At 73.3% G+C, this 24,925-nt stretch carries 18 protein-coding genes; 10 read left to right on the forward strand and 8 right to left on the reverse strand.

Features of this window, described 5'->3' with window-relative positions:
* The first annotated feature begins 171 nt into the window (after window positions 1-171).
* The 7 genes from AB0C99_RS24770 to AB0C99_RS24800 all read left to right on the forward strand — a co-directional run bounded on the left by AB0C99_RS24770 (window position 172) and on the right by AB0C99_RS24800 (window position 12,253).
* Window positions 172-4,458: a discoidin domain-containing protein gene (locus tag AB0C99_RS24770; RefSeq protein ID WP_362478898.1), complete on the forward strand. Its 4,287-nt coding sequence runs from the start codon at window positions 172-174 to the stop codon at window positions 4,456-4,458.
* A gap of 121 nt (window positions 4,459-4,579) precedes the next feature.
* Window positions 4,580-5,998 carry an extracellular solute-binding protein gene (locus AB0C99_RS24775; protein WP_362478901.1) on the forward strand — a complete coding sequence of 473 codons (1,419 nt, stop codon included), beginning with the start codon at window positions 4,580-4,582 and terminating at the stop codon, window positions 5,996-5,998.
* Between the two features lie 82 nt (window positions 5,999-6,080).
* Entirely contained in the window at window positions 6,081-6,959 is an 879-nt protein-coding gene (locus AB0C99_RS24780; protein WP_362478904.1) for a sugar ABC transporter permease, read from the forward strand.
* Between the two features lie 18 nt (window positions 6,960-6,977).
* Window positions 6,978-7,853, forward strand: a complete 876-nt coding sequence (locus tag AB0C99_RS24785; RefSeq protein WP_362478907.1) for a carbohydrate ABC transporter permease — start codon at window positions 6,978-6,980, stop codon at window positions 7,851-7,853.
* Window positions 7,854-7,947: 94 nt separating this feature from the next.
* On the forward strand, window positions 7,948-9,558 hold the full coding sequence (locus AB0C99_RS24790; RefSeq protein ID WP_362478909.1) for a glycoside hydrolase family 13 protein: 1,611 nt from the start codon (window positions 7,948-7,950) through the stop codon (window positions 9,556-9,558).
* 59 nt (window positions 9,559-9,617) lie between these two features.
* A complete protein-coding gene (locus AB0C99_RS24795) occupies window positions 9,618-11,639 on the forward strand; it encodes a glycosyl hydrolase family 28-related protein (RefSeq protein WP_362478912.1) in 2,022 nt (673 codons plus the stop codon).
* A 194-nt stretch (window positions 11,640-11,833) separates the two neighbouring features.
* A complete protein-coding gene (locus tag AB0C99_RS24800; protein WP_362478914.1) occupies window positions 11,834-12,253 on the forward strand; it encodes a TOBE domain-containing protein in 420 nt (139 codons plus the stop codon).
* A 44-nt stretch (window positions 12,254-12,297) separates the two neighbouring features.
* Here AB0C99_RS24800 and AB0C99_RS24805 read toward each other — a convergent pair whose 3' ends face one another.
* From AB0C99_RS24805 to modA, 3 genes are all read right to left on the reverse strand, one after another.
* Entirely contained in the window at window positions 12,298-12,969 is a 672-nt protein-coding gene (locus AB0C99_RS24805; protein WP_362478917.1) for a pyridoxal 5'-phosphate synthase, read from the reverse strand.
* Window positions 12,970-13,025: 56 nt separating this feature from the next.
* Complete coding sequence (locus tag AB0C99_RS24810) at window positions 13,026-14,969, reverse strand: ABC transporter permease (protein WP_362478920.1); 1,944 nt, start codon at window positions 14,967-14,969, stop codon at window positions 13,026-13,028.
* An 81-nt stretch (window positions 14,970-15,050) separates the two neighbouring features.
* Entirely contained in the window at window positions 15,051-15,863 is an 813-nt protein-coding gene (gene modA / locus AB0C99_RS24815) for a molybdate ABC transporter substrate-binding protein (RefSeq protein ID WP_362478923.1), read from the reverse strand.
* Window positions 15,864-16,224: 361 nt separating this feature from the next.
* On the opposite strand from modA, the gene AB0C99_RS24820 reads away from it, so the two are divergent.
* Complete coding sequence (locus tag AB0C99_RS24820; RefSeq protein WP_362478925.1) at window positions 16,225-17,892, forward strand: PucR family transcriptional regulator; 1,668 nt, start codon at window positions 16,225-16,227, stop codon at window positions 17,890-17,892.
* 52 nt (window positions 17,893-17,944) lie between these two features.
* On the opposite strand, the gene AB0C99_RS24825 is transcribed toward AB0C99_RS24820, so the two are convergent.
* A complete protein-coding gene (locus AB0C99_RS24825) occupies window positions 17,945-18,343 on the reverse strand; it encodes a helix-turn-helix transcriptional regulator (protein WP_362478928.1) in 399 nt (132 codons plus the stop codon).
* Between the two features lie 92 nt (window positions 18,344-18,435).
* On the opposite strand from AB0C99_RS24825, the gene AB0C99_RS24830 reads away from it, so the two are divergent.
* A complete protein-coding gene (locus AB0C99_RS24830) occupies window positions 18,436-19,236 on the forward strand; it encodes a DUF4239 domain-containing protein (RefSeq protein ID WP_362478931.1) in 801 nt (266 codons plus the stop codon).
* An 18-nt stretch (window positions 19,237-19,254) separates the two neighbouring features.
* Here the strand turns inward: AB0C99_RS24830 and AB0C99_RS24835 are convergent, their stop codons facing one another.
* A complete protein-coding gene (locus AB0C99_RS24835) occupies window positions 19,255-20,550 on the reverse strand; it encodes an MFS transporter (RefSeq protein ID WP_362478934.1) in 1,296 nt (431 codons plus the stop codon).
* Window positions 20,547-21,932, reverse strand: coding sequence for a GH1 family beta-glucosidase (locus tag AB0C99_RS24840; protein WP_362478937.1), 1,386 nt, complete (start codon window positions 21,930-21,932; stop codon window positions 20,547-20,549). Before AB0C99_RS24840 ends, AB0C99_RS24835 begins: the two co-directional genes overlap by 4 nt.
* Window positions 21,933-22,155: 223 nt before the next feature.
* Here AB0C99_RS24840 and AB0C99_RS24845 point away from each other — a divergent pair, with 223 nt between their 5' ends.
* Window positions 22,156-22,812, forward strand: coding sequence for a hypothetical protein (locus tag AB0C99_RS24845; protein WP_362478940.1), 657 nt, complete (start codon window positions 22,156-22,158; stop codon window positions 22,810-22,812).
* A gap of 103 nt (window positions 22,813-22,915) precedes the next feature.
* Here the strand turns inward: AB0C99_RS24845 and AB0C99_RS24850 are convergent, their stop codons facing one another.
* Both AB0C99_RS24850 and AB0C99_RS24855 read right to left on the reverse strand, forming a co-directional pair.
* On the reverse strand, window positions 22,916-23,701 hold the full coding sequence (locus AB0C99_RS24850; RefSeq protein WP_362478943.1) for a TetR/AcrR family transcriptional regulator: 786 nt from the start codon (window positions 23,699-23,701) through the stop codon (window positions 22,916-22,918).
* Entirely contained in the window at window positions 23,698-24,744 is a 1,047-nt protein-coding gene (locus tag AB0C99_RS24855; protein WP_362478946.1) for a LacI family DNA-binding transcriptional regulator, read from the reverse strand. Before AB0C99_RS24855 ends, AB0C99_RS24850 begins: the two co-directional genes overlap by 4 nt.
* Between the last annotated feature and the right edge of the window lie 181 nt (window positions 24,745-24,925).

Genomic DNA, 24,925 nt, shown 5'->3' on the forward strand with positions numbered 1-24,925 from the left:
GGTCCGCCGTTCCGGCACGCCCCTGACCAGGGAAAACACGTCTCAACTCGCCGTGCCCAAGCGGTAGACGGTGCCTCGATCCTCTGCAACTCTCTGAGCGTCCCGCGCAAAGAACCGACATTCAAGCGCGATTTCTGGACGCCCCCCCACACGAGTGAGAACAGAGGAGCGATGAGCATCCGCAACTGGAGATCACGGGGCCTCAGCGCCGCGATCGTCACGAGCCTGCTGGCACTCGGCGGTCCCGCGCTGACCGCCCACGCCGCCGGCGGCCCCAACCTCGCCCTGGGCGACCCCACCGCGGCGAGCAGCGCGCTCGCCGGCTACGGCACCGCCAACATCACCGACGGCGACCAGGGCACCTACTGGCAGAGCTCCGGCTCCGCCCTGCCGCAGTGGGTGCAGGCCGACCTCGGCACCGCCACCCGCGTCGACGAGGTCGTGCTCAAGCTGCCCGCGGGCTGGGAGAGCCGCAACCAGACGCTCTCCGTCCAGGGCAGCGCCGACGGCACCTCCTTCACCACCCTGAAGTCCTCCGCGAGCTACGCCTTCACCCCCGGCGCCGGGAACACCGTCACCATCGCCTTCCCGGCCGCCCAGACCCGCTTCGTCCGGGTGGACATCACCGCCAACACCGGCTGGAGCGCCGCCCAGCTCTCCGAACTGGAGGTGCACGGCGCCGACACCGCCTCCCCGAACCTGGCCGCCGGGAAGACCCTCACCGCCAGCAGCAGCACCCAGACCTACGCCCCCGCCAACGCCAACGACGGCAACCGCGCCAGCTACTGGGAGAGCACCGGCGGCGCCTTCCCGCAGTGGCTCCAGGCCGACCTCGGCGCCGCCCTCCGCGTCGACCGGGTCGCGCTGCGGCTGCCCGCCACCTGGGAGGCGCGCAGCCAGACCCTGAAGATCCAGGGCAGCACCGACGGCAGCTCCTTCACCGACCTGACCGCCGCCCAGTCGTACGCCTTCGACGCGGCGAGCGGGCGCAGCGCGACGATCACCTTCGGCGCCACCACCACCCGCTACGTGCGGGTCGTCGTCACCGCCAACACCGTGCAGAACGCCGCCCAGTTCTCCGAGTTCGAGATCTACGGGCCGACGAGCGGCGACACCCAGGCGCCCAGCGCGCCCGCCAACCTCGCCTACACCGAGCCCGGCTCCGGCCAGATCCGCCTCACCTGGACCGCCTCCACCGACAACACCGGCGTCACCGGCTACGACATCTACGCCAACGGCACCCTGCTGACCGGCGTCGCCGGGAACGTCACCACCTTCACCGACACCCGCCCGGCCAACCAGACGGTGTCCTACACGGTCCGCGCCAAGGACGCCGCCGGGAACCAGTCCGGCGACTCCAACACCGTCACCCGGATCGGCGACGCCGGAGACACCCAGGCGCCGACCGCCCCGGCGAGCCTCGCCTACACCGAGCCCGGCTCCGGCCAGATCCGGCTGACCTGGACCGCCTCCACCGACAACACCGGCGTCACCGGCTACGACGTCTACGCCAACAACGTCCTGCGTGCCTCCGTCGCCGGGAACGTCACCACCTACACCGACACCCAGCCCGCCTCCGCCACCGTCACCTACACGGTCCGTGCCAAGGACGCCGCCGGGAACCAGTCCGGCGCCAGCAACGGCGTGACCCGCAACGGCACCGGCGGCAGCGGCTCCAACCTGGCCGTGGGCAAGGCGATCAGCGCCTCCTCCAGCGTCTTCACCTTCGTCGCCGCCAACGCCAACGACAACGACCCGGCCACCTACTGGGAGGGCGCGGGCGGCAGCTACCCGAACACCCTCACCGTCAAGCTCGGCGCCGACGCCGACCTCGACCGGCTCGTGCTGCGGCTCAACCCCGACACCGCCTGGGGCGCCCGCTCCCAGACCGTCGAGGTCCTCGGCCGAGGCCAGAACGCCACCGGCTTCACCGGGCTCGTCGCCGCCAAGAGCTACGCCTTCGACCCCGGCAGCGGCAACCAGGTGACGATCCCGCTCACCGCCCGCGTCGCCGACGTGCAGCTCCGCTTCACCGCCAACACCGGCGCCCCGGCCGGACAGCTCGCCGAGCTCCAGGCGATCGGCGTCCCGGCGCCCAACCCGGACCTGCGGGTCACCGGGCTCACCGTCTCGCCCGCCGCGCCCGTCGAGTCGGACCAGGTCACGGTCAGCGCGACGGTCCGCAACGACGGCACCGCCGCCGCCGGGGCCAGCAGCGTGGCCGTGCGGCTCGGCGGCAGCAAGGTCGCCTCGGCCGCCGTCGGCGCGCTCGCCGCGGGGGCGCAGACCACGGTGACCGCCTCGATCGGGGCGCGCGACGCCGGTTCGTACGAGCTGAGCGCCGTCGCCGACGAGACCGACGCGGTCATCGAGCAGAACGAGACCAACAACACCTACACCAGCCCGACCGCGCTCGTGGTGCGGCCGGTGGACAGCTCGGACCCGGTCGTCGCCTCGGTGGCCACCACGCCGTCCAGCCCCTCGGCGGGCGACGCGGTCACCTTCAAGGCCGTGGTCCGCAACCAGGGCACGGTCGCCACCGCCACCGGCTCCCACCCGGTGACGCTGACGCTGCTGAACGCCCAGGGCGGCACGGTGAAGACCCTCACCGGCTCCTACTCCGGCGCGCTGGCGGCGGGGGCGCAGACCGAGGTGGCCCTCGGGCCCTGGACCGCCGCCGACGGCTCGTACACCGTCCGCACGGTCCTCGCCGACGACGCGAACGAGCTCCCGGTGAAGCGGCAGAACAACACCGCGAGCCAGCCGCTCTTCGTCGGGCGCGGCGCCAACATGCCGTACGCGATGTACGAGGCGGAGGACGGCGTCGCGGGCGGCGGCGCGACCGTCGTCGGGCCCAACCGCACGGTCGGCGACATCGCGGGCGAGGCGTCCGGCCGCAAGGCCGTCAACCTGGACGCGACCGGCGAGTACGTCGAGTTCACCACCCGGGCCGCCACCAACACCCTGGTCACCCGCTTCTCCATCCCGGACGCCCCGGGCGGCGGCGGCATCGACGTGACGCTCGACGTCTACGTCGACGGGGTCCTCAAGAAGGCCATGCCGCTGACCTCGAAGTACGCCTGGCTGTACGGCTCCGAGACCGCGCCCGGCAACTCCCCGGGGGCGGGCGGTCCGCGGCACATCTACGACGAGGCCCAGCTGATGTTCGGGGAGACCATCCCGGCCGGCAGCCGGATCCGGCTCCAGAAGGACGCGGCGAACACCACCTCGTACGCGATCGACTTCGTCAACCTGGAGCAGGTCGCGCCGGTCGCGAACCCCGACCCGGCCGCGTACGCGGTCCCGGCGGGCTTCGGCCAGCAGGACGTGCAGAACGCGCTGGACCGGGTCCGGATGGACTCCACGGGCACCCTGGTGGGCGTCTACCTGCCGGCCGGCGACTACCAGACGTCCAGCAAGTTCCAGGTGTACGGCAAGGCGGTCAAGGTGGTCGGGGCCGGGCCCTGGTTCACCCGCTTCCACGCCCCCTCGACGCAGGACAACACGGACGTCGGCTTCCGCGCGGAGGCGGCCGCGAAGGGCTCGCTCTTCAAGGGCTTCGCCTACTTCGGCAACTACACCTCGCGGATCGACGGCCCCGGCAAGGTCTTCGACTTCGCCAACGTGACGGACATCGTCATCGACGACATCTGGAACGAGCACTTCGTCTGCCTCTACTGGGGCGCCAACACCGACCGGATCACGATCAAGAACTCGCGGATCCGGAACCTGTTCGCCGACGGGGTCAACATGACCAACGGCTCGACGGACAACCTGGTGACCAACAACGACGCCCGGGCCACCGGCGACGACAGCTTCGCGCTCTTCTCCGCGATCGACGCGGGCGGCGCGGACATGAAGAACAACGTCTACGAGAACCTGACCAGCACCCTCACCTGGCGGGCGGCGGGTGTGGCCGTCTACGGCGGCTACGACAACACCTTCCGCAACATCCACATCGCCGACACCCTGGTCTACTCCGGCATCACCATCTCCTCGCTGGACTTCGGCTATCCGATGAACGGATTCGGAACCGGTCCGACGACCTTCGAGAACATCTCCATCGTCCGCGCCGGCGGGCACTTCTGGGGCGCGCAGACCTTCCCCGGCATCTGGGTCTTCTCCGCCTCGAAGGTCTTCCAGGGCATCCGGGTCAACCACGTCGACATCGTCGACCCCACCTACAGCGGGGTGATGTTCCAGACGAACTACGTGGGCGGCCAGCCGCAGTTCCCCATCAAGGACACCGTCTTCAGCGACATCTCCATCACGGGGGCGCGCAAGAGCGGTGACGCCTTCGAGGCCAAGTCAGGCTTCGGCCTGTGGGCCAACGAGCTGCCGGAGGCGGGCCAGGGCCCGGCGGTGGGCGAGGTGACCTTCAACGGGCTGCGGATGAGCGGCAACGCCGTCGACGTCCGCAACACCACCAGCACGTTCAGGATCAACGTCAACCCGTAATTCCCTAGCGCTGTCGTAGATTTGCGAAATCAGCGCGATATCTTGCGTTCATCTGTCGCGGGTGGTTGAGTGTGGCGCACCCCGCTCACCCACCCGCGCATCGCCCGAAGGGGACCCACCCATGAGAAGTGCCAGGCTCCGCCGTACCCGCAGACCCGCCGCCGTCGCCCTCGTCTCCGCGCTCGCGCTGACCGCCCTCGCCGCCTGCGGCACGAGCAGCAGCGCGGGCGGCGACGACAACGGCGGAGCCGGCGCGGGGTCCTCCGACCCCTCCGCGCCGCTCGACCCCAAGACCAAGGTCACCCTGACCATCGACTGCATGCCGCCCGCCGCCAAGGCCGCCGAGCTCAAGGAGTGGAAGGAGGACGTCGCCGCCTTCAACAAGACCTACCCGAACGTCACCGTCGAGGGCCGCTCCACCGCCGGCCAGTGCCTCGAACCCCCGCGCTTCACCGCGATGCTCAAGGCCAAGTCGCAGCCCGACGTCTTCTACACCTACTTCACCGACCTGCCCCAGGTCCTCTCCGAGGACGGCGCCGCCGACATCAGCGCCTACGTCAACGACAAGACCGTCCCGGCGCTGGCGGACATCGACCCCAACGTCCTCGGCTCCCTCAAGCAGGACGGCAAGCTCTACGGCCTGCCCACCAGCAACTACACAATGGGCCTGCTGATCAACCGCAAGCTCTTCAAGGACGCCGGCCTCGACCCCGACAGCCCGCCGCGCACCTGGGAGGAGGTCCGCGCCGCGGCCAAGAAGATCGCCGGACTCGGCGGCGGCGTGGCGGGCTTCGGCGAGTACAGCGCCGGCAACACCGGCGGCTGGCACTTCACCGCCCAGATGTACAGCCTCGGCGGCGACGTCGTCGACGCGAGCGGCAAGAAGGCCGCCTTCAACAACGACCTCGGCAAGCAGGTCGCGAAGAACCTCCACGCCATGCGCTGGCAGGACGACAGCATGGGCAAGACCCAGCTGCTCAAGTGGGGCGACCTCCAGAAGCAGATCGCCACCGACAAGCTCGGCATGTTCCTCGCCGCCCCCGACGACATCGCGTACATGGTCCAGCAGCTCGGCGCCAAGTACGAGAACTTCGGCATGGGCCCGATACCCGGCGGCAAGAACACGCTCGCCGGCGGCAACAACTACATGGTCAAGAAGGGCATCTCCGGCGACAAGATCAAGGCCGCCGTCGCCTGGCTCAACTTCAAGAACCTCACCGTCGGCAAGGGCCAGTTCGACTGGGCCCGCTCCAAGGCCGACGGCCTCCCGGTCGGCGTCCCGCAGCCCAACTTCTGGCTGAACGACTCCAAGGCCAAGGACGACGCGAGCCGCGTCCAGAACGCCACCATGCCCGTCGCCAACTTCAAGGCGTTCATGGACAACCCGGTCGCCGGCAAGGCCGAGCCGCCGAAGGCCCAGGAGGTCTACAAGGTCCTCGACAACGTGATGTCCGGGCTCCTCACCGACAAGAACGCCGACGTCGACAAGCTCCTCGCCACCGCCGAGGCCCAGGTCAACCAGGTCCTGTCCCACCAGTGAGCCGACCGGGCGGCGGCGGACCCCACCCGGTCCGCCCCGCCCGTCACACCCTCGACAGCGGCACCAGCGTCAAGGAGCGACGATGCCGGCCCTCCGTACCACCCTGCGGCGCAACCTGACCGCCCACGGCTTCCTCATCGGCGCCGTCCTCTGCTTCGCCCTGTTCTCCTGGTACCCCATGGTCCGCGAGGTCCTCCTCGCCTTCCAGCGCACCGAGAACGGCCGGACCACCTGGACCGGCCTCGACAACTTCCGCACCGTCGCCGACGACCCCGCCTTCTGGCAGGCGTGGGGCAACACCCTCCTCTTCACCGCCCTCGCCCTCGTCCTCGGCTTCGCCGTCCCGTTCGTCGCCGCCCTCGTCATCAACGAGTTCCGGCACGCCCAGGGCTACCTCCGGCTCCTCGTCTACCTGCCGGTCATGCTCCCCCCGGTCGCCGCGGTCCTCCTCTTCAAGTACCTCTACGACCCCGGCTACGGACTCCTCAACGAACTCCTCGGCCTCCTCGGACTCCCCGCCCAGCAGTGGCTCCAGGACCCCGACCTCTCCATGCTCTCCGTCGTCCTCGCCGCCACCTGGATGAACATGGGCGGCGCCACCCTGATCTACCTCGCCGCCCTCCAGTCCATCCCCGGCGAGCTCTACGAGGCCGCCGAACTCGACGGCGCGGGACTGTTCCGCAAGATCTGGCACGTCACCATCCCGCAGACCCGCCTCGTGCTCTCGCTGATGCTCCTCATGCAGGTCATCGCCACCATGCAGGTCTTCGTCGAGCCGTTCCTGCTCACCGGCGGCGCCGGACCCCAGGGCTCCACCACCACCGTCGTGTACCTCATCTACCAGTACGCCTTCAGCTTCAACGACTACGGCGCCGCCGCCGCGCTCGGCCTCATGCTGCTCGTACTCCTCGCCGGATTCTCGGCGGCGTACGCCCGGCTCAGCCGCGCCGAGGACGCGTAGCACCCGGGGGAGACGCACATGTCCACACGCACGCTCATCGCACCGGCCCGGCTCGCCCGGCCCCGCGGCAAGGCCGTCTACCGGATCGTCCTCGGCCTCGTCCTCGTCCTCTTCACCCTCGCCTTCCTCGGCCCCCTCTACTGGCTGGCCTCCAGCGGGCTCAAGGACGCCCAGGAGGTCGTCGCCACCCCGCCCACCCTGATCCCCGGCAGCTTCACCCCCGGCAACTACACCCGGGCCTGGGAGGTCATGGACCTCGCCACCCTCCTGCTCAACACCCTCTTCTACGCCTTCGGCGCCCTCGCCTTCCAGCTCGTCCTGGACGTCGCCGCCGCCTACTCCCTCTCCAAGCTCCGCCCCGTGCTCGGCAAGGCCGTCCTCGGCATGATGCTCGCCACCCTGATGATCCCGGCGACCGTCCTCATCGTGCCCCAGTACCTCACCGTGCTCGACGTGCCGCTCGTCCAGCGCAACCTGCTCAACAGCCCCTGGGCGATCTGGCTGCCCTCCGTCGCCAACGCCTTCAACATCTTCCTGCTGAAGCGGTTCTTCGACTCCATCCCCAGCGAGCTCCTGCACGCCGCCGCCATCGACGGCGCGGGCCCCCTGCGGATCCTCTGGTCGATCGTCCTGCCCATCTCCCGGCCGATCCTCGGCGTCGTCTCGATCTTCGCGGTCGTCGGCGTCTGGAAGGACTTCCTCTGGCCGCTCCTCACCCTCCCCGACCCCGCCAAGCAGACCCTCAACGTGGGCATCTACTCGCTCTCCAACGGCGTCCCGGTCAACGTCCTCATCGCCGCCCTCACCATCGCCTCGCTGCCCACCCTCATCGTGTTCCTGATCTTCCAGCGGAACATCATGGGCGGCCTCACCGCCGGCGGCCTCAAGGGCTGATCACCGCGCCGCCCCTCCCCGCGCCGCCCTTCCCCGCGCCGCGGGCCCTCCCCGCACCACCACCGCACCCGTCCCTGCCCGAAAGGACCCTCACGTGGCAGCCCCCAACCCGACCCGAGACGCCGACTGGTGGCGCGACGCCGTCATCTACCAGGTCTACCCGCGCAGCTTCGCCGACGGCGACGGCGACGGCACCGGCGACCTCGCGGGCGTCCGGGCGCGCCTGCCCCACCTCGCCGCCCTCGGCGTCGACGCCGTCTGGTTCACCCCCTGGTACGCCTCCCCGATGGTCGACGGCGGCTACGACGTCGCCGACTACCGCGCCATCGACCCCGCCTTCGGCACCCTCGACGAGGCCGAGAAGCTCATCGCCGAAGCCGCCTCCCTCGGCCTGCGCGTCATCGTCGACATCGTCCCCAACCACGTCTCCGACCGGCACGCCTGGTTCACCGCCGCCCTCGCCGCCGGCCCCGGCAGCCCCGAACGGGCCCGCTTCCACTTCCGCCCCGGCCGCGGCGCCGACGGCGAACTCCCGCCCAACGACTGGCCCTCCCAGTTCTCCGGCGACACCTGGACCCGCGTCCCCGACGGCGAGTGGTACCTCCACCTCTTCACCCCCGAACAGCCCGACCTCAACTGGTCCCACCCCGACGTCCGCCGCGAACACGAGGACGTCCTGCGCTTCTGGTTCGACCGAGGCGTCGCCGGCGTCCGCATCGACTCCGCCGCCCTGCTCACCAAGGACCCCGAACTCCGCGACTTCGTCGAGGGCGTCGACCCCCACCCGTACATCGACCAGGACGAGATCCACGACGTCTACCGCTCCTGGCGGGCCGTCGCCGACACCTACGGCGGCGTCTTCGTCGGCGAGGTCTGGCTCCCCGACGCCGAACGCTTCGCCCGCTACCTGCGCCCCGACGAACTCCACACCGCCTTCAACTTCAACTTCCTCGCCTGCCCCTGGGAACCCGGCCGGCTCCGCCGCACCATCGACGACACCCTCGCCGAACACGCCCCCGTCCACGCCCCCGCCACCTGGGTCCTCTGCAACCACGACGTCACCCGCACCGCCACCCGCTACGGACGCGCCGACACCGCCTTCGACTTCGCCGCCAAACGCTTCGGCACCCCCACCGACCTGGAGCTCGGCACCCGCCGCGCCCGCGCCGCCGCCCTCCTCACCCTCGCCCTGCCCGGCTCCGTCTACCTCTACCAGGGCGAGGAACTCGGCCTGCCCGAGGCCGACATCCCCCGCGACCGCATCCAGGACCCCATGCACTTCCGCTCCGGCGGCACCGACCCCGGCCGCGACGGCTGCCGGGTCCCCCTCCCCTGGGAGGCCGAGGCCCCCGCGTACGGCTTCGGCTCCGACAGCCGCGACACCTGGCTGCCCCAGCCCGCCGACTGGGCCCGCTACGCCGTCGACCGGCAGAGCGCCGACCCCGGCTCCATGCTCAGCCTCTACCGCGAGGCCCTCGCCCTGCGCCGCACCGTGCCCGGCTTCGGCGACGGCCCGCTGCGCTGGCTCCCCGCGCCCGACGGCGTCCTCGCCTTCACCCGCGACCACGGCCTGAGCTGCCTCGTCAACCTCGCCGCCGCCCCCGTCCCGCTCCCCGACGGGGCCGAACTCCTCCTCGCCAGCGGCCCGCTCGGCCCCGACGGGACCCTGCCGCCCGACACCGCGGCCTGGCTCCGCACCGCCTGACCCTCCCCGTACCCCCTCCCCGCCGCCGCCCGCGCCCCACCCGAGAGAAACGAGGCCCCATGGCCCGCCCGCACGGCAGGGCGCAGGCGCTCGCCGCCGCCCTCCTCGCCCTCGGCACCACCCTCACCGCGCTCACCGGCACCGCCGTCGCCGCCCCACCGGGCGCGCCCCCCGGCCCGGCGCCCGCCGTCACCCGCGCCGGGCTCGACCCCGCCCTCACCGCCGGGCGCGGCGCGGACGTCGCCTTCGACGAGCAGGAGGCCGAGAACGCCCGTACCGACGGCACCGTCATCGGCCCGGACCGCACCCCGTACACCCTCCCCTCGGAGGCGTCCGGCCGGAAGGCGGTGCGGCTCACGCCGGGGCAGTACGTGGAGTTCACCCTGCCCCGCGCCGCCAACGCCCTCACCGTGCGCTACAGCATCCCCGACGCCCCCGGCGGCGGCGGGACCACCGCCCCGCTCGCCGTCTCCGTCGGCGGACGCCACCAGGACACCCTCACGCTGACCTCGGCGTACTCCTGGCTGTACAACCAGTACCCGTTCACCAACGACCCCGGCGCCGACCTGCTCCACCCGGACTGGTGGCTCGCCGAATGCTCCTGCGTCCCGGCCGCCACCACCCCCGCCCCCGTCCTCACCAAGCCCTTCCGCCCCACCCACTTCTACGACGAGCAGCGCCTGCTCCTCCGCTCCACCCACCGGGCCGGCGAACGCGTCCGCCTCACCGTCCCCGCCGGCAGCCCCGCCGCCTGGACCGTGATCGACCTCCTTGACACCGAGCGGGTCGCCCCGCCGCACGTGGAGCGCGGCGGGCTCGACATCCGCGCCTTCGGCGCCGACCCCACCGGCCGCCGCGACGCGGCCCCCGCCATCGAACGCGCCATCGCCGCGGCCCGCCGCGCCGACCGGCCCGTCTACCTGCCGCCGGGCACCTTCCGCGTCGACCGCCACATCACCGTCGACGACGTCGCCCTCGTCGGCGCGGGCAACTGGCACACCGTCCTCAAGGGCCGCGAGGTCGCCCTCCCCGTCCCCGCGCCCGACGGCTCCACGCACACCGGCGTCGGGCTGTACGGCAGGAGCGCCGCCGAGGGCGGCAGCCGCCACGTACGCCTCTCCGGCTTCGCCATCGAGGGCGACGTCCGCGCACGCGTCGACACCGACCAGGTCAACGCCATCGGCGGCGCCTTCAGCGACTCCACCATCTCCGGCCTCTACCTGCACCACACCAAGGTCGGCATCTGGCTCGACGGCCCCATGAGCCGCGTCCGGATCACCGACAACATCATCACCGACCAGATCGCCGACGCCCTCAACTTCCACACCGGCGTCACCGACTCGCTCGTCCGGAACAACTTCGTCCGCAACACCGGCGACGACGGCATCGCCCTCTGGTCCGAGAAGACCGCCGACGCCCGCAACACCATCGCCCGCAACACCGTCCAGTCGCCCACCCTCGCCAACGGCATCGCCGTCTACGGCGGCACCGACACCACCGTCGAGGGCAACCTCGTCGCCGACCCCGTCCGCGAGGGCAGCGGACTGCACGCCGGCTCCCGCTTCGGCGCCGAACCCTTCTCCGGCGCCCTCCACTTCACCGGCAACACCACGGTCCGGGCCGGCGGCCTCGACCTCAACTGGCGAATCGGCCTCGGCGCGCTCTGGCTCTACGCCCTGGACCGCTCCATCGACGCGGACATCCGCGTCACCGGCGACCACTACCTGGACTCCACCCACAACGCGATCATGCTGGTCAGCGAGTACGGCGTGAAGGACCGCTACGACATCCCGGCCGTCCACTTCAAGGACATCCGCGTCGACGGCACCGGCAACTCCGTGCTGAGCGCCCGCACCAAGGGCTCCGCCACCTTCGAGAACGTCGACGCCCGCAACGTCGGAGCCGTCGGCGTCAACAACTGCGGCTCCTTCAACTTCCCCGCCACCGGCTCCGAGTTCTCCCTCGCCGACCTCGGCGGCAACGACGGCGGCTGGCTCGCCCCCTGGCTCCTGCCCAACACGATCACCTGCGACGACCGCCCGCCGGTCGTCCCGCCCCCGGCCCCCGCGCCCTGGTCCTGACCCCGGGGCGCGCGCCCTGGTCCTGACCCCGGGGCGCGGGACCCCCGCGCGGCATTTCACAGGAATCACCCGCGTTTCGCCTGGTGCCTGCGACGCGTCGCGCGGAGGGCCGTCCGCCGTCCGGTAGTTTCGGAAGAACCGCAGGTCACAGAAGTGACGACTGCTCCTTCCCGGCTATGTGAGGCGCGTTCACCATGACCCTGTCCATCCGTAACCAGCTCCCCGGCACCGTCACCTCCGTCACCGCGGGCGAGGCCATGGCCTCGGTGAAGGTGACCCTCGCCGGCGGCCAGGACATCACCGCCGCCATCACCACCGAGGCGGTCAAGGACCTCGGCCTGGCCGCCGGCTCCTCGGTCAAGGCCCTGGTGAAGTCGACCGAGGTCGTCCTCGCCACCGGCCCGGTCGAGGGCATCTCGATCCGCAACCAGCTCCCCGGCTCCGTGACCGAGGTGGCCACCGGCGGCGCCATGGGCTCCGTCAAGGTCTCGGTCCAGGGCGGCGAGCTCACCGCGGCCATCACCAAGGAGGCCGTGGAGGAGCTCGGCCTGAGTGCCGGGACCTCCGTCGTCGCGCTGATCAAGTCGACCGAGATCTCGCTCGCCTCGGCCTGACCCGCCCCCGCCCGACCCGCCCCCGCGCGGCCTTCGACGGCCGGTCAGGGCCAGAGCCGCCGCCGCTGCCAGCCCCCGCCCTCCCGCTCGTACCGCAGCCGGACGTGGGAGCGGTCGGCGGTCGCCTGCCAGAACTCGACGACCTCCGGCACGAGCGCCCACAGCGTCCAGGCGGGCTCGACGAGGCCGGGGTCGGCCGCGATCCCGGCCAGGCTCCGGGCGAGCGCGCGCTCGCGCTCGTCCGGGTCGCCGAGGTAGCGGCTCTGACGCCCCAGGACCGCCTCGGCCCGCGCGCTGTCGGAGCGCGCCAGGAAGTCCGCCGCCGAGCGGGCGGCCGACTCCCGCCGGACCGCGCCCCGCACCCGCACCTGGCGGCCGAACTCCGCCCAGTAGAAGGTCAGCGCCGCGCGCGGAGCGCCGCCGAGCTGGACCCCCTTGGGGCTGGTGGCGTGCCCCGCGAAGAGGAAGCCCCCGGCGTCCCCGACGTCCTTCAGGATCAGCACCCGGGCGTCGGGGTCGCCGGCCTCGTCCACCGTGGACAGCGTCATGGCGTGCGGGTCGGGCACCCCGGCCGCCACCGCCTCCCGCAGCCAGCCGAGGAAGAGCTCCACGGGACCGTCCGGGGCGAGCTCGGGACGGAAGGCGGGCAGCGGCCGGTCGAAGACCTCGATGCCGCGCAGCCAGTCGCGCACGGCGGAGGGCCCGTTCTCGGTCATATCGTCCTCACTCCTTGTCGGTCACTCGGCACCGGCCCGCCCGGCGGGGGCGCCGGTCACAGCACGACGACGGTCACCTCGGTCGCCTTCACACCCGCCCACACCGACACCCCGTCCGCGAGCCCGAGCTCGGCGGCGGCCCCCGGGGTGATCTCCGCGACCAGGTCCGGCGTCTCCCCGGACGTCACGAGCACCCGCAGCCGGCTGCCGCTCGCCGTGATCTCGCGTACGGTCCCGGGCCAGACGTTACGGGGACTCCCGGCCGGCTTCTCGCGGTGCAGCGACACCGCCTCGGGCGCGACGATCGCCAGCGCCCGGGTCCCGGCGGGCGGCGGCTCGGCCGCGACCAGGGCGCCGCCGCCGTCGAGCGCGAGCCCCTCGGGGGCGGCGGTCCCGGGCCAGGCGTTGCGGCCGAGCATCCGGGCCACCCAGGGGGAGCGCGGATTCCGGGTCACCTCGGCCGGGGCCGCGTCCTGCAGCGCCCGCCCGTCCTCCAGCACCAGCACCCGGTCGGCCAGCGACACGGCCTCCACGGGATCGTGGGTGACGATCAGACAGACGCCGCCGAACCCCGCGAGGTGCCCGCGCAGGGTGTGCCGGACGTGCGCCCGGGTCGTCTGGTCGAGCGCGGCCAGCGGCTCGTCGAGCACCAGCAGCCGGGGGCGGGCGGCCAGCGCGCGGGCCAGCGCGACCCGCTGCGCCTGCCCGCCGGAGAGCTGCCCCGGGCGCCGGTGCGCCAGGTGCCCGACGCCGAGGCGGTCGAGCCAGAGCCGCGCCTCCCGGCGGGCCTCGGCCCGGCCGACACCCTGGGCGCGCAGCCCGTACGCGGTGTTGGCGAGCGCGGTCAGGTGCGGGAACAGGGCGCCGTCCTGCGGCACCCAGGCGACCCGCCGCCGGTGCGGGGGCAGCGCGGTGACGTCGGTGCCGCCCAGGGACAGGTCGGCGTGGGCGCGGGGGGTGAGCCCGAGCAGGGCCCGCAGCAGGGTGGTCTTCCCGGCGCCGTTCGGGCCCACCACGGCGATGGTCGTGCCGGGTTCGGCGTCCAGCGTCAGCCGGGTGAAGCCGGTGACCTCGGCGTGCAGCGCCCACCGCGCGTCGGGTGCGGCGGGTGTGCTGGGAGCGTCAGGCGTGGCGGGCGCGGTGTCCGGAGCGTCCGGGGCGTCCGGGGCGGGTGCCGGCGTGCGGGCCCGGTCGGCGGGGGTGCCGGTCCAGCGGCCCCGCAGCGCGATGAGCACGGCCATCGCGATGGCCAGGAGCAGCAGCGAGACCGAGGTGGCGGCCTCCGGCTCGTCCTGGAGCAGCAGATAGACCTGGAGCGGAAGGGTCTGGGTGGTGCCCGGCAGGTTCCCGGCGAAGGTGATCGTCGCGCCGAACTCGCCGAGCGCGCGGGCCCAGGTCAGGGCCGCGCCCGCGACGACGCCGGGCGCCACCATCGGCAGCGTGACGGTGAAGAAGACCCGGACCGGCGAGGCGCCGAGCGAGGCGGCCGTCTCCTCGTACCGGGGCCGCAGCCCGCCCAGCGCGCCCTCCAGGCTGATGACCAGGAACGGCATGGCGACGAAGGTGGCCGCGAGCACGGCGCCGGAGGTGTGGAACGGCAGCGTGATGCCGAAGGTGGACTCCAGCCAGGGCCCGAGGAGGCCGCGCCGCCCGAAGGCGAGCAGCAGGGCGACGCCGCCGACGGTCGGCGGGAGGACCATCGGCAGCAGGACCAGCGAGCGGACGAACGCCTTGCCGGGGAAGGGCACCCGGGCCAGCAGCCAGGCGAGCGGCACGCCGAGGAGCAGGGAGAGGCCGAGGGCCCAGAAGGACACCAGGAGCGACAGCTTCAGCGCCTCGACGGTGCCGGGGGCGGTGAGGTGGCCGGCGAGCTCGCTCCACTCGGTCCGCACCAGGATGCCGAGGAGGGGAAGGGAGAGGAAGGCCACGGCCGCCAGCGCGGGCAGCGCGAGCAGCAGGGGCGGCCGGGCACCGGAGGCGCGGGGGCCTGCTCGTTTCATCGAAGATCCCGAGGGCGGGGGAGTGGGGCGGAGGGGCCGTCCGTTCCCCCGGGACGGACGGCCCCGCGTGCTGGCTCGGGGTTACGGCTTCTGGAAGCCGGCGTCCTGGAGGATCTTCTGGGCTTCGGGGGTGCTGAGCCAGGCGACGAAGGCGGTGGCGGCGTCGGTGTTCTTGCTGTTCTTGAGGGCGGCGGCGGGGTATTCGGCGATGGCGTTCTGGTCGTCGGGGATCTCGATGGCGTCGACCTTGTCCTTGGCGCTTTCGGCGTCGGTCTTGTAGACGAGTCCGGCGTCGGCTTCGCCGAGTTCGACCTTGCTGAGGACGGCGCGGACGTTCGGCTCCTGGGAGACGGGCTTCACGGTGATCTTCTGGGTGTCGAGGATCTTGGCGCTGTATTTGCCGGCGGGGACTTCGGGGGCGGCGAGGACGACCTTGAGCTTGGGGTCGGCGAGGTCCTTGAGGGTGCCGATCTTGTGGGGGTTGCCTTCGCCGGTGGCGATGACGAGGCGGTTCTTGGCGATGACGACGGGGGTGGCGGTGTCGTTCTTGACCTTGTCCATGGACTTGGTGTCGGCGGTGACGAGGGCGTCGGCGGGGGCGCCTTGTGCGACCTGGGCGACGAGTTCCTGGGAGCCGGCGAAGGAGAAGGTGATGGTGGTGCCGGGGTGGGTCTTCTCGTAGGCGGCGCCGGCGGTCTTGAAGACGTCGGTGAGGGAGGCGGCGGCGAGGACGGTGAGCTGGGCCTTGGGGGCGGCGCTGGTGGTGGGGGTGGAGCCGCTGGTGTCCTTCTTGGTGTCGTCGCTGCTGGAGCAGGCGGCGAGGGGGACGAGCAGGGCGGCGGTGAGCGCGGCGGCGGCGGTGCGGCGTCTGGCCGGGGAGAGGGCGAAGGACATGACGGTACGACTCCTTGGGCATGACGGGGAAAGTGCGGGAGTACTGCGTGGGGCTCAGGTGTCAGGTGCGGCCGACTTCCCCTCCCGGCAGGACTGCATGTGCGACACCGTAGGACGGCCCGGCTCTCATCTGCAACAAACATGGAGGACCCTCCATCGCGAATGAGAGGAGCCCTGGAGGAACGACCGAGAACCCCGGACGGCCCCCGGCGAAGCTCCAGCTCCGGCGGCCCCGCCCTGTGTGTTCGAACGAGAGGCGTTTCCGCACTCTGACATGGCATCTACGATGGAACGTCTCGTATTCACCTTGCGCATGTGAGGTGGAGGCGTGCGCAATTCATCAGGGGGCAAGGAGTTCCGTATGCAGGTCGACCATCTTCTCCGCCTCGACCGTCTCGACCTCTCCCTGGTCTGGGGGGACCGGGCGCTCCTCGGCCAGGAGGTCGGCGGCGTCACCGCCACCGACCTGGAGGACCCGGCCCGGTTCCTGGAGGCCGGCGAGATCGTGCTGAGCGGACTGGTCTGGTGGAACAGGGCGGACGACCCGGCCAAGGCCGACCGCTTCGTCTCCGCGCTCAGCGGCGCGGGCGCGGTCGCGCTGCTGGCCGGCGAGGAGACCCACGGCGGGGTGCCGAGGGAGGTCGTCGACGCCTGCCGCCGGCACCGCGTCGCCCTGCTCGCCGTCCCCGCGCACACCAGCTTCCGGGCCGTCACCGAGGCCGTCTACCTCCGCCAGTGGGGCGAGCTCAGCCGCCGCCCCACCGACCACTACGCGCTGCCGGAGAACGTCCGCGCCGACCTCGACCGCGCCCTCGAACGCGGCGCCTCGGTCGCCGAGTTGCTCGACCGGGCCTTCGCCCACCTCGGCACCCCCGACTGCCATCTGCTCACCGGCAGCGGCCGTACGGTTGCCCGGACCGCGGGCGCGCCCGGGCTGCCGGCCCCCCGGGCGGCGGAGCTGCTGCGCGGGGTGCGCGGGACGACGGTCCGCGTCGAGGCCGACGAGGACACCGCCTTCGACGCCTGGCATCTGCACCTGCCCGAGGAGGGCCAGGTCCCGCCCCGGGTCCTGCACGAGATCGCCGAACTCCTCGGCCGCCACCGGCGCCGCGAGGACCGCCGCCGCGCGGCCCGGGCCGCCGCCGCGCGGGAGCTGACGGCCGCGGTGGGCGCCGCCTACCCCGACCCGGCCCGCGTCCAGGCCGCCCTGACCGCCTGCGGGGTGGGCGAGGGCCGCGCGTACACGGTGCTCGTGGCCCACCTCGACCAGCGCGGCCACGCGACGGCCGGAGGGCGCCCCGGCGGGCCGGGGGCCGGTCCCGGCCTCGGGGGAGCCCGCAGGACCGGCGACGCCGGGGCCGCCGCCGGGGCCGGCGCCGGGGCCGGCCCCGGGTCCGGGGACACCGGCGCCGCCGACGGGGCCGCCGCGCTCGCCGAGGCGCTCGGGCACCTGCCGCCCGGCCGGGTCGCCGTCGCCGTCGCCGAGCGCCCCGGCGGCGAGGCGATGGCCGTCCTCGCCCACGACGAGGACGCCGGGCCGGAGCTGCGCGCGCTGCTCGCCGAGGTGTGGCCGCTGGTGCACGCCTGCCGCCCCGGCACCGCCCTGCACGCCGGGATCAGCGAGCCCGTGGCCGCCGCCGCGGGGCTCGACTCCGCGCTCGCGCAGGCCCGTTACGCGCTCGCCGGCGCGCGGGCCGACGCGCCCGCCCGGCAGCGGGTGGCGGGCCTCGGCGACCTGCGCGGCCTCGACTCCCTGGTGGCCGGCATCCCCGCCGAGGTGCGGGAGGTCTACCGCGAGACCGTCCTCGGCCCGCTGCTGGGCCCCGGCCGCGCCTCGCACGCCACCCTCCTGGAGACCCTGGAGGTCTTCCTCGCGCACAACTGCTCCTGGGCCAGGACCGCCGAGGCCCTGCACCTGCACGTCAACACGGTCCACTACCGCATCGAACGCGTCGAGGCCCTCACCGGCCGCGACCTGTCCCGGCTCGACCACAAACTCGACCTGCGGGCCGCCCTGTTGTGCCGCTGAGGGCCGGGGGCCGAGGGCCGGGGGGCTGAGGGCCGAGGGCCGCTCGGCCCGGTCAGGGCAGGTCGACGTGCACGCTCGTCGACTTCACCCGCGCGGTGACCGTCACCCCGACCGCCAGCTTCAGCTCCTCGACCGCCTCCCGGGTCACCAGCGACACCAGCCGGTGCGGCCCCGACTGCACCTCGACCTGCGCGGCCACGTCGTCCACCCGTACCGCCGTCACGATCCCCACGAAGGAGTTCCGCACCGAGGTCGGCACGGCGTCCTCCGGCACCGCGTGCAGCCCGGCCCCGCGCTCCACGGCGAAGCGGGCCAGGTCGGCGCCGTCGACGACCCGGGCCCCCGCGCCGTCCCTGGCCACCCGGAGCCGGCCGGCGTCCGCCCAGCGGCGCACGGTCTCCGGGCTGACGCCGAGCAGCTTCGCGGCCTGCCCCATGCTGTACGACGGCACTGCGGCACCCTCTCACTCGATGGTGTGGAAAGCGGCCAGATGGCGCCTTTCCGGTCCCGACCCAGGAATGTTGAACCCTAGACTTCCCGCACATGTCGCTCTGGCTGCTCAATCATTTCAGCACCCTCACCCTTACCGTGGTCACCGTGGGCGGTACGGTCCTGCTCGCCGTCGTCGGCAGCGTGCTGGCCCGCCGCCGCTACCCCTCGCTCGTCCGGGGCGAGCACAACGACATGGTGGGCGTGACCCTGGGCATGTTCGGCGCGATCTACGGGATCATCCTCGCCTTCGTCATCGTCGCCCTCTGGACGCAGCTCGACACCACCCAGACGATCGTCTCCACCGAGGCCACCGACATCGCGCTCATCGCCCGGGACGCCGCCGCCTTCCCGCCGCCCGTCCGCGCCGACGTCGACGCGGCGCTCAGCGGCTACGTCCACGCGATCGTGGACGACCAGTGGCCCCGGATGCGCGCCGGGCAGCCCAGCTACGGGGTCACCGCCGAGAAGCTCCAGGACGTCTTCGACGCGCTCCAGGCGTACGAGCCGAAGACCTCCCGCGAGGAGGTCTTCTACGAGGAGGCCGTCGGGCGCCTCAACGACGTGGCCGGCCAGCGCCGCGCCCGCCTGAACATGGCGGAGCAGGAACTCCCGCCGCTGCTCCAGGCGCTGGCCTTCGGCGGCGCGCTCGTCCTCATCCCGCTCACCTTCCTGTACGGGGTGCGCCGGCTGCGGATCCAGCTCCTCTTCGTCGGCGCCGTCGCCGGGCTCGTCGGCTTCAGCCTGCTGCTGGTCTTCGTCCTCGACCGCCCCTTCGCCGGCGACCTGAGCGTGAGCCCCGCCCCGTACAAGGAGGGCGCGCTGGCCCGCTACTGGGGCGGCGGGCCGGGCTGACCGGGCGCCCGGCCCGGGTCACGCCACGCCGCGGATGCGGGTGACGAGGAGCCCGCCGAGCAGGATGACCAGGGCCGCGGCGGCGTACAGGCCGGTGTAGCCGCCGAGATGGGCGATGACCGGCGCGGCGAGCGCGGGGGCCAGCACCTGGGGGCCGGAGTTGGCGATGTTGATGACGCCGAGGTCCTTGGCCCGGTCGGCGGCGCGCGGCAGCACCTGGGTCACCAGCGCCTGGTCGACGGCGAGGTAGATCCCGTACCCGGCGCCCAGCACCGCCGCGGCGAGCAGCGCCGAGGGCCAGGTGTGCAGCAGGGCCAGCAGCAGCGCGGCGGCGGCCATGACCAGCGAGCACACCACGACGAAGGTCCGGCGCCGCCCGGCCCGGTCCGAGAGCCGGCCGACGGGGATCGCGGTGGCCGCGGCGCTGAGCGTGTAGACCCCAGTGAGGATCAGCACCCCGGTGCCGGGGTCGGCGTACCGCACGGCGTCGGCGAGGAAGTAGAAGAGGTACAGGGTGCCCAGCGCGTTGCCCAGGTTGATCAGGAAGCGGCTGAGCCAGGCCCAGCCGAAGTCCGGGTGCCGCCGCGGGCTCACCCAGAAGCTCCGCGCGAAGGCGCGGGCGTCGAAGGCGGGGCGCAGCTCCCGGGGGAGCGCGGGCTCCGTGTGGCGCAGCGTGAACGGCAGGGCGAGGGCGACGGTCAGCACGGCGAGGGTGACGTAGCCGGAGCCGACGCCGGTGACGAGCAGGGTGGTGATCAGCGCGCCGAGGACGAGGCCGATGGACTGCATCAGGCCCGTCCAGCCGGAGACCTGGGCGCGCTGGCTCAGCGGCACCCGGTCGGCGACCGGGGTGGTCACCCCGGCGAGCATCGCGTTCAGGCCCGCCTGCGCCAGGCACCAGCCGACGGCGACCCCGGCGACGGTGTGCTGGACGGCGGTGAACGCCAGCCCGGCCGCCCCGGCGAGGGCGCCGCCGAGGATCCAGGGGCGGCGGCGTCCGAACCGGCTGGTGGTGCGGTCCGACCAGGCGCCCGCGAGCGGGTTGACGAGGACGGCGACGAGGGCGCCGAGGCCGGTGACGAGCGAGAGCGCGGCGCTCTTGTCCTGCGGGGCGATCCGTTCGAGCTGGAGCGGCAGCAGGATCTGGATCGGGGTCATGAAGGCCATGAAGACGGCGAGGGTGGCCAGCGAGAGCCCGGTGGTCCAGCCGGGCCCGACCGGGACGGTGGGCTCGTCGAGCAGCGCGGCGGCGGACGCGGGGCCCGTGGGGGAGGGGGAGGGGGAGGCCGGTTCGGCGGCGGACGCGCCGCTCATGAGCGGTGGGCGGCGATCAGCGCGCGGTACCACTCGAAGCTCGCGCGGGGGGTGCGGAGCCCGGTGGCGAAGTCGACCTCCACCAGGCCGAAGCGCTGGTGGTAGCCCTCGGCCCACTCGAAGTTGTCGAGCAGCGACCAGGTGAAGTAGCCGCGCACGTCCACCCCGCGCTCGACGGCCCGCGCCACGGCCGCGAGGTGCCCGGCGAGGTAGTCGATCCGCGCCGGGTCCTCGGTCCCGGCGGGCTGTGAGCAGCCGTTCTCGGTGATCCAGACCGGCGGGAGGGCGGCCCCGTAGCGCTCCTTGAGGCCGGTGAGCAGCTCGGTGAGGCCCTCGGGGACGACCGGCCAGCCGAACGAGGTCCGCTCGTACGCCTCTTCGGGCTCGGCCAGGTCGAAGGGCAGGCCGAGCTCCGGCGCGGCGGGGGCGGTGATCCAGGTGGGGTTGTAGTAGTTGATCCCGAGGCCGTCCAGCGGCGCCGCGATGGTGGCGAGGTCGCCGTCGCGCACGACGCCGCCCCAGGCCGGGTCCGGCATCCCGTACGCCGAGAGGTCGGGGTACGCGCCGTGCAGCAGCGGGTCGTTGAAGAGGCGGTTGTGCAGCACGTCGTACGCCTCGGCGGCCGTCGCGTCCGCGTCGGCGCGCGCGTCGGAGCGCAGCCGGACCGGGGTGCAGTTGTTGGCGATCAGGACCCGCGCGTCCGGGACGGCGGCCCGCACGGCGGCGGTCGCCAGCCCGTGGCCGAGGAGCTGGTGGTGGGCGACGGGCAGCGCGTCCAGCATGAGGGTGCGGCCGGGGGCGTGCACGCCGAAGGCGTAGCCGAACGACAGGTGCACGAAAGGCTCGTTGAGGGTGATCCACCGCTTGACCCGGTCGCCGAGCCGCTCGGCGACGACGCCCGCGTACGCGCCGAAGCGCTCGGCGGTGTCCCGGTTCAGCCAGCCGCCCTCGTCCTCCAGGGCCTGCGGCAGGTCCCAGTGGAAGAGGGTGGGGGTGGGCTCGATCCCGGCGGCCAGCAGGGCGTCGACCAGCCGGTCGTAGAAGTCGAGCCCGCGCGGCTCGACCTTCCCGGACCCGGCCGGCAGCACGCGCGGCCAGGAGACCGAGAAGCGGTACGCGTCTAGGCCGAGCCGCCGCATCAACTCCACGTCCTCGGCGAACCGGTGGTAGTGGTCGCAGGCCACCTCGCCGGTGTGCCCGTCGCGGACGGCGCCGGGGCGGCGGACGAAGGTGTCCCAGATCGACGCGCCCTTGCCGTCCTCGTCGGCCGCGCCCTCGATCTGGTACGCGGCGGTGGACGCGCCCCAGACGAAGTCGGCGGGGAGGGAGGGGAGTCGGGTGGGACCGGTGGGGCTGGTGGGGCTGCTCGGAGTCACGGGCACCTGCCTTGTCGCCTGATCGCGCTGCTGCGGAATCGCACACGTGCGGCCGCCGGGCTGCGCGGCGGCGGCAACATAACATGAACTCTTGTTCATGTTCTATGGGTGGGAAGGGTGGGAGGGGGCTTCAATCGCCGCCCGGGACGGCGGTGTTGTGAACCGGTCCGCCTTCGGGCGGTGCTAATCTGAACGCGTTCAAGAAGGTGTGCGGATACGGGGGCGAACCATGGACGAGGACCGCGTGCGGCCGGGGGCGGGCGGCGCCTGGACGGTCGCGGCGGCCGTCGCGGCGGGGGTCGCGGCGCTGCTGGGGCTGGTGATCGGGCCTCTGCTGGGCGCGCTCTTCGTGATCTCCGCGCTCGCGGCCGTACCGCCGCTGCTGCTGCGCGGGCACCCGAAGGCCCGTGCGCGAGCGAGCCTGGGACTGGGGGTCGGGCTGCTCGCCTGGTCGCTGACCGGCGCCGTCATCGGCATGTTCCTGTTCCTGCCGGCGGCCCTGCTCCTGATCGTCGCCGCTTTCGCGGACCGCCGCCACCGGCCGGGCGCCCTGCTCGCCGTCCTCGCGCCGCTCGCCGCGGCGGCGGTCCTCGTCCTGAACCTCACGCCCGGCGAAGACCCGGGCCAGGAGCCGCCGCCCTACTTCCGCGCGACCCTGGACTCCATGGACCGCGGGCGCGACCAGCGCTTCCAGGAGGGCGTGGACCGGCTCTGGTACTACGGGGCCACCCGGACCGAGGTCTACGAGCTCGCCGGGCGGCTCATGCTGGACGTGGAGATGCCGCGCGACTTCACCGGCCGGGACACCGAGGAGGGCCTGCGGCGCGGGGTCACCGTCCTCCCCGGGGTCGTCGACGTCCGGCGCTGCACCTTCCACACCTGCTGAGACCGGCGGGACCGGCGGGACCGGCGAGACCGCCGAGGTCGGCGAGACCGCCGAGGTCGGCGAGCCCGGCGCCTCTCCACGAGACCGCCGAGACCGGCGGGCGCTACGGCCGGGCCGTCTCCGCCAGGCGGGCGCGCAGGTCCGCCCAGTAGAGGTCCAGCATCCGCTTCAGCTCCGCCACGGTCTCCGGGTCCGGCTCCCCCTCGCCCTTGCACACCTCGTGCAGCACGGCGTTGGCCGCCCACACCACCATCCGGGTCGCCCGCCGCGCCCGCTCCCCGCCCGGCCCGCCGGTCAGGTGCTCCACGATCCGCCGCAGCCCGTCCGCGACCAGCGCGTTGCTCGCCTCGTCGGCGCGCGCCAGCTCGGGGCTGAGGTGCCGGCCCGCCCAGAGGGTCATGCCGCCCGGCTGGGAGCGGAACAGACCGGCGTAGACGTCGACCATCGTGCCGACCAGATCGGGGAGTTCGTCCGCCAGCGCCCGCTCGACGAGCTCGTCGATGGTCCGCTCGAACGCCTCCAGATAGCGCCGCCCGAGCGCGTCCACCACGGCGCCCTTGTCGGCGTAGAACTGGTAGATGCTGCCGACCGGCGCGCCCGACTCCTCCGCGATCCGGCGCATGGTCAGGGCCTCGTACCCCTCGCCCGCCAGGATGCGGTCGGCCGCCGCCAGGATCGCCTCGACCCGGGCCCGGCTGCGGGCCTGGCGGGGCTGCCGGGCCTGGCGAGACCGGCGGGGTGGTCCGGGCGTCTCCGGCGCCTCCGCCTTGCCGGTCGCCTCCGCCGTGTCCGTCGCGTCCGTCGCCTCCGCCGTGCCCGCCGCCTCCGCCGCGTCCGTCGTCTCCCTCGTCTCCCTCGTCTCCGTCGTCTCCGTCGTCTCCGTCGTCACGAGTGTCCGGTCCTCCCTCGGGGCGGCGGTGCCGTGCTCGCGCGCACGACGAGGCGGGGGGCGACCGAGCGCGGCTCCGGCAGGGCGCCGGGGGCCGCGACGCGGCGCAGCAGGTCGGTGACGGCCTGGGCGCCGATCTCCTCGAAGGGCTGGGCGACCGTGGTCAGCGACGGCGAGCAGTACTCGGCCAGCTCGATGTCGTCGAAGCCGATCACCGACACGTCGCCGGGCACCCGCAGCCCCGCCTCGTGCAGCGCGCGTACCACGCCGAACGCCATCTCGTCGCTGGCCACGAACACGGCCGTGACGTCCGGGATCCGGGCCAGCACCAGGCCGTTGCGGTACCCCGAGCCGGGGGTCCAGTCGCCGTCGAGCGGCGGCGGGACGGCGCGCCCCGCGGCCTCCAGGGCCGACCGCCAGCCGTCCCGGCGCAGCCCCGCCTCCAGCCACTCGGCAGGACCCGCGAGGTGCCAGACCGTCTCGTGGCCGAGGCCCAGCAGGTGCCGGGTGGCCATCCGCGCGGCCTCGGCCTGGTCCAGGGCGACGACCGCCGTGGCGTCGGTGCGGGAGCCGTCGATGGTGAGGGTGGGCGTGGTGCGGGTCAGCTGCTCGATCCGGGGGCTGCTGTGGATCAGCGGCACCGACAGGATGATCCCCTCGACGTCCTGTTCGGTGAGCCGGGACAGCGCGTCCTCGATGGCGAAGGTGTCGAGCGAGGTGGTGGTGGCGGTGCTGACGGCGTACCCGGCCGCGTGGGCCGCGTTCTCGATGCCGGTCGTGACGGCCGCGCGGGAGTAGAAGTTGGTCTGGAGCGTGACGACGCCCAGGGTGCGGCTGCGGCCCGAGGAGAGCGCGCGGGCCGCGTTGTTGCGCCGGTAGCCGAGCTGCTCGACGGCCGCCAGGACCTTCGCCCGGGTCCGCTCCTGCACATGGGGGTGCCCGGCCAGGGCCCGCGAGACCGTCTGCGCCGAGACCCCGGCGACCCGGGCCACGTCCGCCATCCCCGGTTGGCGCCCGCCCTCGGCCGTGCTCCGCCTGCCCATCGTCCCCTCCCCGCCCGTCGCCGCCGATGGTAGCGCCCTCCTCCTGGCGGAACGGTCGGAACGGTTGGCATCGATAACATCCTCTGCCATAGTTTCGGCCGTCACCCGGAAGGCCACACCTTCCCCAGGCTCAACTACCGCGCAGCGCAACGGCAATGAGAGAGTCCGGGAATCCTCCTCT

This window comes from Streptomyces sp. NPDC048659 (assembly GCF_040650575.1).
GTDB lineage: Bacteria > Actinomycetota > Actinomycetes > Streptomycetales > Streptomycetaceae > Streptomyces.

Coding starts and splice junctions, on each gene's coding strand:
- AB0C99_RS24770 (WP_362478898.1), top strand. CDS start 172: ATGAGCATCCGCAACTGGAGATCACGGGGCCTCAGCGCCGCGATCGTC.
- AB0C99_RS24775 (WP_362478901.1), top strand. CDS start 4,580: ATGAGAAGTGCCAGGCTCCGCCGTACCCGCAGACCCGCCGCCGTCGCC.
- AB0C99_RS24780 (WP_362478904.1), top strand. CDS start 6,081: ATGCCGGCCCTCCGTACCACCCTGCGGCGCAACCTGACCGCCCACGGC.
- AB0C99_RS24785 (WP_362478907.1), top strand. CDS start 6,978: ATGTCCACACGCACGCTCATCGCACCGGCCCGGCTCGCCCGGCCCCGC.
- AB0C99_RS24795 (WP_362478912.1), top strand. CDS start 9,618: ATGGCCCGCCCGCACGGCAGGGCGCAGGCGCTCGCCGCCGCCCTCCTC.
- AB0C99_RS24800 (WP_362478914.1), top strand. CDS start 11,834: ATGACCCTGTCCATCCGTAACCAGCTCCCCGGCACCGTCACCTCCGTC.
- AB0C99_RS24805 (WP_362478917.1), bottom strand. CDS start 12,969: ATGACCGAGAACGGGCCCTCCGCCGTGCGCGACTGGCTGCGCGGCATC.
- AB0C99_RS24810 (WP_362478920.1), bottom strand. CDS start 14,969: ATGAAACGAGCAGGCCCCCGCGCCTCCGGTGCCCGGCCGCCCCTGCTG.
- modA (WP_362478923.1), bottom strand. CDS start 15,863: ATGTCCTTCGCCCTCTCCCCGGCCAGACGCCGCACCGCCGCCGCCGCG.
- AB0C99_RS24820 (WP_362478925.1), top strand. CDS start 16,225: ATGCAGGTCGACCATCTTCTCCGCCTCGACCGTCTCGACCTCTCCCTG.
- AB0C99_RS24830 (WP_362478931.1), top strand. CDS start 18,436: ATGTCGCTCTGGCTGCTCAATCATTTCAGCACCCTCACCCTTACCGTG.
- AB0C99_RS24835 (WP_362478934.1), bottom strand. CDS start 20,550: ATGAGCGGCGCGTCCGCCGCCGAACCGGCCTCCCCCTCCCCCTCCCCC.
- AB0C99_RS24845 (WP_362478940.1), top strand. CDS start 22,156: ATGGACGAGGACCGCGTGCGGCCGGGGGCGGGCGGCGCCTGGACGGTC.
- AB0C99_RS24855 (WP_362478946.1), bottom strand. CDS start 24,744: ATGGGCAGGCGGAGCACGGCCGAGGGCGGGCGCCAACCGGGGATGGCG.